This window comes from Pseudomonas sp. GW821-FHT01E10 (genome assembly GCF_059422365.1).
Map to the genome: position 1 here is coordinate 33,440 of NZ_JBWKWT010000004.1, position 13,497 is coordinate 46,936.

At 62.1% G+C, this 13,497-nt stretch carries 13 protein-coding genes; 10 read left to right on the plus strand and 3 right to left on the minus strand.

The genetic code is table 11. The features are described 5' to 3' along the window. Positions 1–31: 31 nt before the first annotated feature. On the minus strand, positions 32–1,366 hold the full coding sequence (locus tag AC07V0_RS09345) for a ferredoxin reductase domain-containing protein (protein ID WP_086945056.1): 1,335 nt from the start codon (positions 1,364–1,366) through the stop codon (positions 32–34). Continuing rightward, positions 1,363–2,925 carry an amino acid adenylation domain-containing protein gene (locus tag AC07V0_RS09350; RefSeq protein WP_086945057.1) on the minus strand — a complete coding sequence of 521 codons (1,563 nt, stop codon included), beginning with the start codon at positions 2,923–2,925 and terminating at the stop codon, positions 1,363–1,365. The genes AC07V0_RS09345 and AC07V0_RS09350 overlap by 4 nt, the downstream gene beginning before the upstream one ends. A 294-nt stretch (positions 2,926–3,219) precedes the next feature. Between AC07V0_RS09350 and AC07V0_RS09355 the strand changes: the two genes are divergently transcribed. Both AC07V0_RS09355 and AC07V0_RS09360 read left to right on the plus strand, forming a co-directional pair. Further along, positions 3,220–3,726, plus strand: coding sequence for an RNA polymerase sigma factor (locus tag AC07V0_RS09355; protein WP_086945058.1), 507 nt, complete (start codon positions 3,220–3,222; stop codon positions 3,724–3,726). Then, positions 3,723–4,475 carry an anti-sigma factor family protein gene (locus AC07V0_RS09360; RefSeq protein WP_064618867.1) on the plus strand — a complete coding sequence of 251 codons (753 nt, stop codon included), beginning with the start codon at positions 3,723–3,725 and terminating at the stop codon, positions 4,473–4,475. Before AC07V0_RS09355 ends, AC07V0_RS09360 begins: the two co-directional genes overlap by 4 nt. Before the next feature lie 12 nt (positions 4,476–4,487). Here the strand turns inward: AC07V0_RS09360 and AC07V0_RS09365 are convergent, their stop codons facing one another. Then, positions 4,488–5,324, minus strand: a complete 837-nt coding sequence (locus tag AC07V0_RS09365; protein ID WP_018925445.1) for an IclR family transcriptional regulator — start codon at positions 5,322–5,324, stop codon at positions 4,488–4,490. A 243-nt stretch (positions 5,325–5,567) separates the two neighbouring features. Here AC07V0_RS09365 and AC07V0_RS09370 point away from each other — a divergent pair, with 243 nt between their 5' ends. The 8 genes from AC07V0_RS09370 (at position 5,568) to zapE (ending at position 13,471) form a co-directional block, all read left to right on the plus strand. Next, positions 5,568–6,593 carry an ABC transporter ATP-binding protein gene (locus AC07V0_RS09370; RefSeq protein WP_064618870.1) on the plus strand — a complete coding sequence of 342 codons (1,026 nt, stop codon included), beginning with the start codon at positions 5,568–5,570 and terminating at the stop codon, positions 6,591–6,593. After that, entirely contained in the window at positions 6,590–7,459 is an 870-nt protein-coding gene (locus AC07V0_RS09375) for an ABC transporter permease (RefSeq protein ID WP_086945059.1), read from the plus strand. The genes AC07V0_RS09370 and AC07V0_RS09375 overlap by 4 nt, the downstream gene beginning before the upstream one ends. Before the next feature lie 6 nt (positions 7,460–7,465). Next, entirely contained in the window at positions 7,466–8,260 is a 795-nt protein-coding gene (locus AC07V0_RS09380; RefSeq protein ID WP_019580025.1) for an ABC transporter permease, read from the plus strand. 7 nt (positions 8,261–8,267) lie between these two features. Next, positions 8,268–8,558 (plus strand): (2Fe-2S)-binding protein, encoded by a 291-nt coding sequence (locus tag AC07V0_RS09385; protein WP_018925441.1) that lies wholly within the window; start codon positions 8,268–8,270, stop codon positions 8,556–8,558. Next, a complete protein-coding gene (locus tag AC07V0_RS09390) occupies positions 8,555–9,910 on the plus strand; it encodes an FAD/NAD(P)-dependent oxidoreductase (RefSeq protein WP_310393896.1) in 1,356 nt (451 codons plus the stop codon). Before AC07V0_RS09385 ends, AC07V0_RS09390 begins: the two co-directional genes overlap by 4 nt. After that, positions 9,907–11,022 (plus strand): NAD(P)/FAD-dependent oxidoreductase, encoded by a 1,116-nt coding sequence (locus tag AC07V0_RS09395; protein WP_086945061.1) that lies wholly within the window; start codon positions 9,907–9,909, stop codon positions 11,020–11,022. The genes AC07V0_RS09390 and AC07V0_RS09395 overlap by 4 nt, the downstream gene beginning before the upstream one ends. Positions 11,023–11,040: 18 nt before the next feature. Continuing rightward, entirely contained in the window at positions 11,041–12,087 is a 1,047-nt protein-coding gene (locus AC07V0_RS09400) for an ABC transporter substrate-binding protein (protein WP_018925438.1), read from the plus strand. Between the two features lie 256 nt (positions 12,088–12,343). After that, positions 12,344–13,471 (plus strand): cell division protein ZapE, encoded by a 1,128-nt coding sequence (gene zapE / locus AC07V0_RS09405; RefSeq protein ID WP_086945062.1) that lies wholly within the window; start codon positions 12,344–12,346, stop codon positions 13,469–13,471. The last annotated feature ends 26 nt before the right edge of the window (positions 13,472–13,497 follow it).

Here is a 13,497-nt window from a genome sequence, read left to right on the forward strand (position 1 = left end):
TGTTTGAATGAAAAAACGCTCTTGGCACACTTCAGGAATCCCAGATTGCGCCATACGCCGGAATGCCCCGCCCCTCCATTTCCTCAACCACTCGCTGGGTGAGCGTCTGGTTCGAAATGCAGATCACCGCCTCGGCACCGAACGAGCGAACCGCGTCATAAGCCAGTTGCACAAGGTCTGGCTTGCCGAGCACATCGGTGTCCCAGATCAAGGCATCAGGATTGGCCCGCAGGATCTCTTCCACCAGTTCGTCACCGTAGGTTTTTCGCGGGCTGCGGGTCGACCAGACCAGCCGTATCGGTACTTGCCTGGCCAACAAATGGGGCAACACCGGGCCGATGCCGCTGCCCGTGGCGATGTACACCACCGATTTGAACAGGGTTTCGATGTGCGCCACGCCAGCGGTGGTAATGCCTTTGACCCAGACATGCGTCGGCATTTGCTCGATGAACTCGCCGGTCCAATCACCTGCCCGGGAAATGATCAGGCGAAAACCCGCTTCACCCGGTGCGGGAATATTGGCAAAGGAATGCCACTCCATCAGCGGGTTGAGACTGATAGCGTTGGAGGAGCCGGCAAACGGCGTGACATGGCCAAAACGGGCTATTACCGCATGAGAAGAAGGCCTGATCAGTTGCACCGGCACTTTGCGCAGACGAAACCATGGCAAGGCGATGCTGAACGTCAGCACAATCAGCATCCAGAATGCCACCGACGTCGACAGCGCCTCGCTCACGAAGGCCTGCGGGTTCTGGTCCCGGGTAAACAGAACGCTCCATACCCAGAACAGGGCAAGTGCGGTCCACCCACCAAAGCGGTGCATTCGCTCGAAGCCGTTGTGAAAACGCCCGCGAATCCGCGGATGAGCCATGACGGCCACCAGCAGCAAGATCCCCAGCAACCCGGCGCTCACCCCGAGCAGCGCCAGAGAAACGCCGCCCAAACTTTCAGTCCAATGCCAGGCCAAAGAGCCGCTCAACACCGCGAACCAGCCAATCGCCGCCAGCGCCCCGCCACTGTGCAAGCCGCCGAAGTGGTAAACCTTGGCCAGTGATCGGCGTATCGCAAGCGGCCAGGAAGTGGGCGCCCGGGTTGCCAGCCAGAACAGCAGATTGATGATGTATTGCTGGCGAATCAAAATCGCCAGCGACAGATTCGCCACCACCAATCCCGACAGCGCCTCAAGGACTATCCCCGTGGATGTCCACCATTGCCCGGCGGTCAACCCATGCGCCAGTGCCGCGATATTGAGTGCAAGCACCAGCGCTACGAGGCGGTTGTAATGAGAAAATATCGGCAACGTCCCCAATCGCCGCCACAGCACGCGCTTGACCGGCAGTGCGGTATCCGAATTGCCCCCCTTCATGCGCTCACCCCTTGCCGGGTCGTCGCGTCGGCCTGGTGCGTCATCGCCCACTCCAGCAGCAAGCGTTTGTCGACCTTGCCGCGTGAGGTCAGCGGAATGTGCTCCACGGCGAGGATCAGCGAAGGGACGCAATAGTAGGCAAGCCGCTCTTCACAGCGCCGTCTTGCATCATCGATGTCCGTGGTAACGGGATAGACGAAGGCCACCAGATGGCGACTGTCGAGTTTCAACGTGACCGCCCGCTCGCAGCGATCAGATGACTCCAGAGCCGCAGAAACAGAGTCGAGCTCCACCCGAAACCCTCTGACCTTGACCTGATCATCGACACGTCCCAGGTGTTCAAGTTCGCCGTTCACTGTCCAGCGCCCCAGATCACGTGTGCGAAACATCATCCGGCCCTGCCCCAGAAACGGATCGGGCCGATAGCGTTCGGCGGTCAGCGTCGGGTTACTCAAATAACCGGCGGTCACACAGTCGCCGCCAGCCCACATCTCACCTTGCTCACCCGCCTGACAGAGCTGGCCCGCCTCATCCAGCACGTACACCGTGTTGTTGGGCGTGGGTTTGCCGATCGTCAATGCACCTGCGCCCCTGTAATGCTGCATGGTGTTGACGATCGTGGTTTCGGTCGGGCCGCAGGCATTGTAAAAAGTGCAGAACGAGGACCAGCGATCAGCCAGGGGCTGAGGGCAAGGCTCCCCGGCAAGGGCCACGACCTTGACTTGCTGACAACGCAATGGATCGAGTGTGCCGAGTATCGAAGGTGTAGCGATCAGCACGTCGCATTGTTCGGCCGTCTGGGCGATGTCCTTGCCACGGATCATCAAGGTCGCACCATGAGCCAGGCACCCGAGTATTTCCCAGGCCGCCATGTCAAAGGCGATGTTAAGTATCTGTCCGACCTTGAGCCCAGGCCGCATGCCGAGATTGCCAGGGGCTGTCAGCAAAATATTGCACACATTGCGGTGGGTCACCCGAACCCCATTGGGCAGGCCGGTGGTGCCGGAGGTAAACAGCACGAAACACAACCGGTCCGGGGTCGATGAAAGCGAACAGGCCACATTCAGGTCATCAGCGGGTGTTGACGCAACCGCCATGAACTCATCGAGGCAAATGCAGTGTTGCTGCGACGTCAGGGGAATTCGCGACTCGAGGCTCGACAGTGTCAGCACCACCCGCGTCGAGGCCACGTCCATGATGTGGCGCAATTGCGCGGTGGGAGTAATCCCTACGTGCTGAGGGATGTAGGCAGCACCCACTTTCAATGCGGCCAACATTCCCACCAGCATCGGGATCGAACGCTCCACAAACAAGGCCACGTGATCGCCCGGGGCGACGCCCTGCTGACGCAACAGCGTGGCCAGTCGGTTGGCCTGCCGGTTCAGTTCACCGTAGGTGATGGCTTCGCCCTCACAATGGGCGGCAATGTCCTGAGGTCTGGCGGCGGCTTGCGCCTCGATGGCGTGATGGATCAGAAGATACTCAGGCTCAACCGTCGGCCCACGACCGAACTGCGGCCACACGTCATGGGTGTTGTTGTCCGGAAGCAGCGAACACATCGATGCCGACTCAAGGGAAATTTTGCACTCTTGCATGTTAAAAATTCTCTTCAGGCTCAATATTTACGTTCAAGCACGGGTGGTTCTGCGCAGCCTGGTGAGAGGCTGGGCTGACTGCCTGAGCTTGCTGCATGGGTTGAGCCGCGAAGTTCGATGCCATTACATGGATTACAAACCCCTCAGAAATCTCCTACACAAATAAGTAATAGTTTTCCCCGACGAAGGAATAAACCACGGTAGCCGGCGTCCTTCTTGTCAGTGCCATTCATCACAGCCAGAGAACACGCCTTTTCCATGAACAACATCGACGGACAATTGCGTGAAATCATTCCCAGGCTGCGACGCTTCGCCGTGTCGCTGACGCGCAACCCCAGCAGTGCCGACGATCTGGTGCAGGCAAGCCTGGAACGAGCGCTGTCGAATTGGAGCGCTAAACGTCCGGAGGGCGACCTGCGGGCCTGGCTGTTTTCGATTCTTTATCGGCAGTTTCTCGACGCCCACCGCCGCTCCCGGCGGTATGCGCGGATGCTCGAATTCTTTACCGGGCGCGACGATGCGCAGCCTTCGGTAGAACGCACGGTAATCGCCCAGTCGACCCTGCAAGCCTTCGATCAGCTCAACACCGAACAGCGCGCGCTGCTGCTCTGGGTATCGGTGGAAGGCTTGAGTTACAAGGAGGTCGCCGAGATTCTCGACGTCCCCATCGGCACCGTGATGTCACGCCTGTCCCGCGCGCGTCAGGCCTTGCGCCAGCTCAGCGACGGCGAAATCACCCGCCCTTCCCTGCGGAGACTCAAATGATCAGCCTGCCTCCCAACGAGCGTGACCTGCACGCCTACGTCGATCACCAACTCAGCGATGCCGACCGACATCAAGTGGAAATTTATCTGGCCGGCAACGCCGAAGTGGCCGCACAAGTACGCGCCTGGCAGCAAGACGCCCAACAATTGCGCGCAGCCCTGAGCGGCGCCTTGCAGCAACCGGCCAACCCGCAACTTGACCCGGCGCTGATTCGCCAGCGCCTCAAACGCCAGTCCCGCCGTCATCTGGCCAGTGCCGCGATGTTGTTGATTGCGGTCAGCGTCGGCGGATTGGGCGGTTGGCACGCGCGGGAGATGACTCTGGTCAGCCCCCCACTGCCGATGGCCGATGCGATGCAGGCCTACCGACTGATTGCCCAGCAAGGCATGCTGCCGGCGGATTACCAAGTCAGCGACGATGGCGACATGCAGGGTTGGCTCGACCGCTATTTCAGCCAGGCCCATCGCCTGCCGAACTTGGCGGGAGCAGGCTACAAACCGGTCAGCGGCCGTTTGCTCAGTACCGAACAAGGGCCGGCAGCGATGGTGGTCTACGAAGATCAGGGCGGCCACAAAGTCAGCTTTTACGTCCGTCCGCCGGGACCGAAAAACTTCCTCCTGCCCCGCGGCAGCCGCAGCGACGGCGAACTGCAGGCCGAGTATTGGTCGGATGCCGGGTACAACTACGCGATGGTCAGCCCGAGTGACACACCGGCGGCGCAGATACTCAAGCAGACACTGAAGTTCTGATCCGGGTTGTGGTCACCCCTGCCCAAACACCTGCGAAGGCCTGCGCAACAGCGGGTCGAACGGGTTGATCCGCGGCCCGATCAACGCCGCTTCGCGCTTGAGCATTTCCACCACGGTCGGCAAACGATCCGGCCCCAGGCGATCACTGATCGTGGCTACGCTCAACGCCGCCACCGCCCGGCCGTCGCGATCGAGGATCGGCACGGCCACGCCGGCCATGCCCTGCAACACGCCGGTGTTGCGCCCGGCGTACCCGAGCGCGCGCACATTCTCGACTTCCGAGCGCAGGAACACTTCGTCATACAGGTGAAAATCCTTGAGCCGCGGCAAGTTGTAGTGAATCACCGTGTCGCGTTCCTCTTGCGGCAGGAATGCCAGAATCGCCAGGCTGCCCTGACCCACGCCGAGCGCCACCCGCCCGCCGATGTCACCGGTAAATGTGCGGATCGGAAACGGCCCTTCACTGCGGTCCAGACAGATCGCATCAAAGCCACTGCGCGCCAGCAAAAACAGCGAATCGCCCAGCGATGCCGATAACCGCAGCAATGCCGGCCGCGCCAGTTCTCGCAGGTTGTTGGTATTGCCGGCGCGGGCCGCCAAGGCAAAAAACTCCAGGCTCAGGCGATAGCGTTTGCTGCGGGCGTCCTGTTCGACCATGCCCTCGTCCATCAAGCTGCGCAGCAAGCGGTGGGTAGTCGGTTGCGACAAGCCGATGCGCTGCGCCAGTTGCGTCACGCGTTCGCCGCCCTCGACGGTGTCACCCAGGCTGCGCAGCACCGCAAACAGTCTTGAGACCGCACCGACACCGACTTCATTTTTGTTTTCATTCCGATCAGTGGAATCTGACATTTGATTTCTCATCAATAAATTTACTCACTGAATAAAACTGAAAATAGTCATCGCTTCAGTGAAATAGGTTATTGAGCCCATCCTATTCTTCGTCCTACTCTGCGTCCATACAGGGGCGATTCGAACAACAACGGCAGCCGACACATGTCGAGCGCCAACACCCCCCGCAACATCTTTTCGTATCTGCCCATACAAAAAAGCGCGCCGTTGGCGACGCATAACAATCTCAGGTGGAGCGCAGTCATGGCCTTTGTGCAGCTTGAAAACCTCGGCAAACGATATGGCGAGATCGACGCAGTCGTCGCCACCAACCTGTCGGTGGAAAAAGGCGAGTTCGTCTCACTGCTCGGCCCCTCCGGCTGCGGCAAAACCACCACCCTGCAAATGATCGCCGGCTTCGTCGAAGTCAGCAGCGGACGCATTGTGCTGGACGGTCGCGACATCACCCACGCCAAACCCGCCAGCCGTGGCCTGGGCGTGGTATTCCAGAGTTACGCGCTGTTCCCGCACATGACCGTGCAAGACAACGTCGCCTTCGGCCTGCGCATGCGCAAAGTGCCCAACGGTGAGTTGCAGCAACGGGTGGACCGAGTGCTGAAACTGGTTCGCCTGCACCAGCACGCCGAGCGTTACCCGCGAGAGCTTTCCGGCGGCCAGCGCCAGCGTGTTGCACTGGCCCGGGCGTTGGTGATCGAGCCGCCGGTGTTGCTGCTCGACGAACCGCTGTCCAACCTCGACGCCAATTTGCGCGAAGAGATGCAGTTCGAAATCCGCCGCATCCAGCGTGAAGTCGGGATCACCACGCTGATGGTCACCCACGACCAGTCCGAAGCGCTGTCGATCAGCGATCGGGTGGTGGTGATGCAGGCCGGGCGCATCACCCAGATCGACGCCCCTTACACCCTCTACGAACACCCGCGCACCGAGTTCATTTCCGGGTTCGTCGGCAAAGCCAATCTGCTGCCCGGTGAGCGGGACGGCGCCGGTGTGGTTCAGGTGTGCAACACCGGCAACGGCGAACTGACGCTAAGCCTGCGCCCGGAAAAAATCGATCTGCGGGAAAAAGGCCATGGTCGTCTGCAAGGCAAGATCGCCAGCCGCTTCTTCCTCGGCAGCCAATGGTTGTACGGCGTAACGACAACCCTGGGCGAACTCTGCGTGGTGCGTCGCAACGACGGCTCGGCGCCACTGGCCGAAGGCACGGCGGTCGGCCTCGACTGGGACGCGGCACTGCTGCGGGTGCTGAGTGTCGACGAGGTGTCGGCATGAATACGCTCGCCGCCATCCGTCAGGGACGCCAAGGGTATGTGTTGTCGGCGCCGGCCCTGGCGTTGTACGTCGGCCTGCTGGCGATCCCGCTGCTGCTGACGCTGGTGTTGTCGTTGAACGTCTTCGACTACAGCTCGGGGATCAACAGCGACGCCTACACCTTCGCCCATTACAGCAGCCTGCTGGGCGATCCGTACTTCTACGAGATCTTTCTGCGCACGATGTGGATCAGCGCCCTGACCACCCTGCTCTGCGTACTGATCGGCGTGCCCGAGGCCTACATCCTCAGTCGCATGGGCGCACCGTGGCGTTCGATTTTCCTGATTCTGATCCTCACGCCGCTGCTGATTTCGGTGGTGGTGCGGGCGTTCGGCTGGAGCCTGTTGCTGGGCGCCGACGGGCTGGTCAACCAGACCTTGCAAGCCTTCGGTGGCTCGCCGATGAAGCTGCTCTACACGCCGTTCGCGGTGGTGATCGCGCTGGTCCACGTGATGCTGCCGTTCATGATCATTCCAGTCTGGACCTCGCTGCAAAAACTCGACCCGGCCGCCGAGCAGGCTGCGCTGTCACTGGGCGCCAGCCACTTCACGGTGATACGCAAAGTGGTGTTGCCGCAGGTCATGCCCGGCGTGCTCTCCGGCACCTTGATCGTGTTCGGCCTCGCGGCCAGTTCCTTCGCCATTCCCGGCCTGCTCGGCGGACGCCGGCTGAAGATGGTCGCCACGCTGATCTACGACCAGTACCTGTCGGAGCTGAACTGGCCGATGGGCGCCGCGATTGCCGTGGCCCTGCTGTTGCTCAACCTGCTGATCATGCTGTCGTGGAACCGGATGATCGAAGGCCGCTACAAGAAGTCATTGGGATAATTCGTCATGTCCAGAAACGGTCCTTTCGCCCTGCTGTTCCATGCCCTGGTGGTGCTGTTCATGCTCGCGCCGCTGGTGGTGGTGTGCCTCGTCGCCTTCACCCCGGAAAACACCCTGAGCCTGCCGACCACGGATTTCTCCCTGCGCTGGTTCCGCGCCGTGTTCGAACGTGCGGACTTTGTCGATGCGTTCTACAACAGCCTGATCCTGGCCTTCAGCGCGGCCAGTCTGGCGACGCTGATTGCGGTGCCGGCGGCGCTGGCGATCACCCGCTTCGAGTTCCCCGGACGGGACTTCTTCAACGCCCTGTTCCTGTCGCCGATCATCATTCCACACCTGGTGCTGGGGGTGGCGTTGCTACGCCTGTTCGCGCTGATGGGCGTCAACGGCAGCTTCGCCTGGCTGATCTTCGCCCATGTGCTGGTGATCACACCGTATGTGTTGCGGCTGGTATTGGCGTCGGCCATCGGCCTGGACCGCAGCGCCGAACACGCCGCGCAATCCTTGGGTGCCGGACGCTTCACGCTGTTCCGGCAAATCACCTTGCCGATGATTCTGCCGGGGGTCGCCGGTGGCTGGCTGCTGGCGTTCATCAACAGTTTTGACGAGGTCACGTTGTCGATCTTCGTCACCTCGCCGGCCACGCAAACCTTGCCGGTGCGCATGTACGTGTACGCCACCGAATCCATCGATCCGATGATGGCGGCGGTGTCGGCCCTGGTGATCGCGCTGACCGCGCTGACGATGATTCTGCTCGATCGGGTCTACGGCCTGGATCGGGTTCTGGTGGGTAAACAATGAGGGCGCCATGGCTCTGCTGAAACGACTGGCCGAAGGCGACCGCCCGGCCCTGGACTTTACCCTCGACGGCGTGCCTGCCAGTGGCTTGCTCGGCGACACCCTGCTGACCGCCGTGCTGACCTGCAGCGAACACCTGCGCGGCAGCGACTTCAGCGCCGAACCCCGCGCCGGCTTTTGCCTGATGGGAGCCTGCCAGGACTGCTGGGTACGCCTGGGCGATGGCCGCCGGGTGCGGGCCTGCTCGACGCAGCTTGAAGCCGGCCAGCAGGTCAGCCGCGAACCGGGGCGCTCGGTATGAACGCGGTGGTGATCATCGGCGCCGGCCCCGCCGGGATTCGTGCGGCGCAGACGCTGGTGGCGCATGGCGTGCGCCCGGTTCTGCTGGACGAAGCCGCACGCGGTGGCGGGCAGATTTATCGGCGGCAGCCGATGAACTTCAAGCGCTCGCCCGTCAAGTTGTATGGCTTCGAAGCCCCCAAGGCCAACGCGCTGCATCAAACCATCGACGCACTGCGCAAACAACTCGATTACCGCCCCGACACGCTGGTATGGAACGCCGAGGCCAACGCGCTCGACACCTTGCACGAGGGCCGCGCCATACGCGTGGCGTTCTCCCGGGTGATTGTCGCCACGGGTGCCACCGACCGGATTCTGCCGGTGCCGGGCTGGACGTTGCCGGGGGTGTACAGCCTCGGCGCGGCGCAGATCGCCTTGAAGTTTCAGGGCTGTGCCATTGGTGAACGCGTGGTGTTCGCCGGCAGCGGACCGTTGCTGTACCTGGTGGCGTATCAATACGCCAAGGCCGGTGCCAACGTGGTCGCGGTGCTCGACAGTTCGCCGTTCAGCGCTCAGGCCCGCGCCCTGCCCGGTCTGTTGTCGCAACCGGCTACCCTCGCCAAAGGCCTCTATTACCGCACCTGGCTGACCGCCCACGGCATCCCGGTGCATCAGGGCGCCAGCCTGTCAGGCATCGATGGCCAACAGCGTGTGCAATCGCTGAACTGGCGCAACGCAAAAGGCCAACATCGAATCGACTGCGACGCCGTCGCCTTCGCCCATGGCCTGCGCAGCGAAACCCAACTCGCCGATCTGCTGGGCTGCGAATTCACCTGGAACCCGCTCAACCGCGCCTGGCTGCCACAGCGCGACAGTGCCGGGCGCAGCAGTGTCGCCGAGGTGTACCTGGCGGGTGACGGCGCCGGCATCATGGGCGCCGACGCGGCGGAAATGGCCGGCGAACGGGCAGCCCTGGCGCTGCTCGAAGACAGCGGTTACCTGCTCTCGCCGCAACGTGCCACCCAGCTGGAACAGTCGCTGAAAGAAATCGGCAGATTCCGCCAGGGTCTTGAGCGTGCCTTTGCCTTCCCCGAAAGCTGGGCCACCGACGCTGCGGATGACCTGATGATCTGTCGCTGCGAAGAAGTACGCGCCGGCGACATCCGCCAGGTGGTGCGCGAAGGTCATTGGGAGATCAACCGGGTCAAGGCCCACTGCCGGGTCGGCATGGGTCGCTGTCAGGGCCGGATGTGCGGGGCCGCCGCCGCGGAAATCATTGCCTGCGAAAGTCAGCGTTCAGTAGCCGACATCGGTCGGTTGCGGGCTCAGGCACCGATCAAACCCTTGCCGTTCGGTCTGGAGGTCGAGCCATGATCGAAGTCGAGGCGGTCATCATTGGCGGTGGCATTGTCGGGGCCTCCGCCGCCCTGTTTCTGAGCAAGGCTGGCCGACGCGTAGCGCTGCTGGAACGAGATTTTTGCGGTTCGCATTCCAGCGGTGTGAACTATGGCGGCGTGCGTCGTCAGGGTCGGCCGCTGTCGCAATTGCCGTTGTCGCAACGAGCTCATGAGATCTGGGGGCAGCTGCCACAACTGATCGGCATCGACGGTGAGTACCAGCGCAGCGGTCACCTGAAACTCGCCCGCAGCCTCAACGATCTGCATGCCTTGCAGGATTACGCCGCCAGCAGCCAGGGGTTCGGCCTTGATTTGCAGCTGTTTGATCGCGATGAGTTGCGCGCACGTTTTCCGTGGGTCGGAGACGTCGCGGTCGGTGCTTCGCTGTGCCCGGACGATGGCCACGCCAACCCGCGCCTGGTGTCTCCGGCGTTTGCCCAAGCGGCACGTCGGCATGGCGCGCAGGTGCATGAGCAATGCGCAGTCACGGCGGTGGAACACAATGGTCAGCGCTTTCGCGTCAGCACTCAATCCGGCCTCGAACTGCGCGCCCCCTGGCTGCTGAACTGCGCCGGCGCCTGGGCCGGCAACCTTGCCGCGCAATTCGGTGAAGCGGTGCCGATGCACGCCGGGCACCCGGCGATGCTGGTCACCGAGCCGTTGCCGCTGGTGATGAATGCCAGCACCGGCGTCGAAGGCGGCGGCATCTATGCCCGTCAGGTCGCGCGGGGCAATTGTGTGTTGGGCGGCGGCCAGGGCTTTGCCCTTGATGGTGCCCGCGTCCGACCTGGCCAGAGCGCGGTGATCGAGATCCTGCGTCAGGCCGTCGAGCTCTACCCGTTTCTTGAAGGCGCCCAGGCGATTCGTACCTGGAGCGGCACCGAAGGTTATCTGCCCGATCGTCAACCGGTGATCGGTCACAGCAGCATGCAACCCGGTCTGTTGCACGCATTCGGCTTTGCCGGCGCGGGCTTTCAGATCGGGCCTGCGGTGGGCCAGGCGCTCACCGAGATCATCTGTAGCGGCGCGTCAAAGACGCCGCTGGATGCGTTTTCCATCACCCGGTTTCACTCCATCTCCGTAGCTTGATAGAGGAAGGTCGCGCCAATGAATAACCTCAAACGCACTGCACTGCTCGGTTTGTCCTGCATGAGCGCCCTGCTCACGGTCACTCAGGCCCACGCCGAACCGACGCTTTACCTGGGCATGAACGGCGGGACCATGGAGCGGCTCTACGCCGACAAGGTGCTGCCGGCTTTCGAGAAAGCCAACAACGTCAAAGTGGTGATCGTGCCGGGGACATCGGCTGATATTCTGGCCAAGGTCCAGGCCAGCAAAGGCAACCCGCAATTGCATGTAATGTTCCTCGACGACGGCATCATGTACCGCGCCATCGCCATGGGCTTGTGCGACAAACTCGAAGACAGCCCGACCCTGGCGCAGATTCCGCCCAAGGGCCGCATCAAGGACCAAGCGGTGGCGGTCAGCCTCGGCGTTACCGGGTTGGCGTACAACACGCGGCTGTTCAAGGAAAAGGGCTGGAACGCGCCGACCTCCTGGATGGACATGGCCGATCCGCGCTTCAAGGACAAACTGGTGTTCCAGTCGATGGCCTCCTCGACCTTCGGCCTGCACGGTTTCCTGATGTTCAACCGGATTCAGGGCGGCAGCGAAACCAACGTCGAACCGGGGTTCAAGGCCTGGCCGAACACCGTCGGGCGCAACGTGCTGGAGTACATTCCGAGCTCGGCGAAAATCTCCGAAATGCTCCAGACCGATGAAGCGGCGCTGTTCCCGCTGACCCCGACCCAGGTCACCGCGCTGAAACTCAAGGGCATGCCGGTGGAATATGCGCAGCCGAAGGAAGGCTCGGTGGTGCTCAACGTGGCCGAATGCGCCATCGCCAACAACACCCAGCCGGAACTGGCGCAGAAACTCGCGGCCTTCTTGCTGACGCCTGCCGCACAGGCTGCGGCGCTTGAAGACGGCGATCAGATTCCGTCGAACCCGAATACGCCAACCACCGACAAGACTCGCGGTCAGGTCGAGGCAATGAAACACTATCTGGAAACGGCGATTGCCATCGATTGGGATCAGGTCAACGAACAGCGTCCGACGTGGAATGACCGATGGAATCGCAGTATCGAGCGCTAACCTCGAAGATCAGGTGAGAGGGCTTTTGTGGCACGGGAGCTTGCCTGTGGCGAGGGAGCTTGCTCCCGTTGAACTGCGCAGCAGTTCCTTTTTTGGGGCCGCTTCGCAGCCCAACGGGAGCAAGCTCCCTCGCCACAAAAGCCTTCTCGACACAAAAGCTTGGTCGGCAGCAGTGGAAGGGAAATTACCCACTTGGTTAAACTACGCCGCTGCGGCTCAGGGGGAGCCGGCCTGAAGATTACGGGGTGACATCACATTGGCCGTACGACCGCCCAACCGTCCGCAACTCACACCACGCTGGTCCGCGCTACGCCGTTTTTTCGGCAAGGCATTCGCGGCGCCATCCAGTGGCAGTGCGCAAGGCCGGGTGATCCACGACTACTTCCGCCACAAGGCCCGTGTTCAGGGCTACACCCTCAGCCACAGCCAGTTGCGCGTGATCGACTGCATGGCGCAGCACGCGTCGGCGCTGCCGGGGTCATCGACGCCACTCCCCGGACTTTACCTCCATGGTGCGGTCGGGCGCGGCAAGAGCTGGCTGCTCGACGGTTTTTTCCAGGCCATCCCCGTCACGGCAAAACAGCGCCTGCACTTCCATGAGTTTTTTGCGCAGTTGCACCAGGGCATGTTCAGCCATCGCGATCAGCCCGATGCGCTGGCAACCACCCTCGACGAACTGCTGCAAGACTGCCGGGTGCTGTGTTTCGATGAATTCCACGTGCATGACATCGGCGATGCGATGCTCATCACGCGGTTGTTCAAGGCGCTGTTTCGCCGGGGGATTCTGCTGCTGGTGACCTCAAACTACCCGCCGGAAGGTTTACTGCCCAACCCGCTTTACCATGCCCGTTTCAAACCGGTGATCGACCTGATCAACACGCGCATGCAGGTGATGGAAGTCGGCGGCCCCCATGATTACCGCAGTCAGGCGCGACCCCGTGCGCAGCAGCTGTTTACCCAGGGCCAGTACGTCTGGCCGGCCACGGTGAGCCAGCGTCAGGCGCTGCACCTGCTCGAACACGACGCACCGCCCATTCGGCTGCCCGTCGGGACACGACACCTTCAAGCCCGATACTGCGAAGGGCGAACCATTGGCTTCACCTTCGCCGACTTGTGCGAACACCCCACCGCCGTCATGGACTACCTGGAACTGTGCCGGCGCTTCGACCGCTGGATCATCGACAAACTGCCCAGCCTCGCCGGCTGTTCAATCGCCGCCCAGCAACGCTTCATCAACCTGATCGACGTGTTGTACGACCAGGACAAACACCTGATTCTGCTCGGCCACCAGTCATTGCGCGAATGCCTGGATGGCGATGCCATCGACCTGGCGCGCACGCGCAGCCGGCTGGGGCAGTTACTGGAAGTCAGGGAACTCGCCTGACAGCCACCAGCACTTTCCCGCTATCA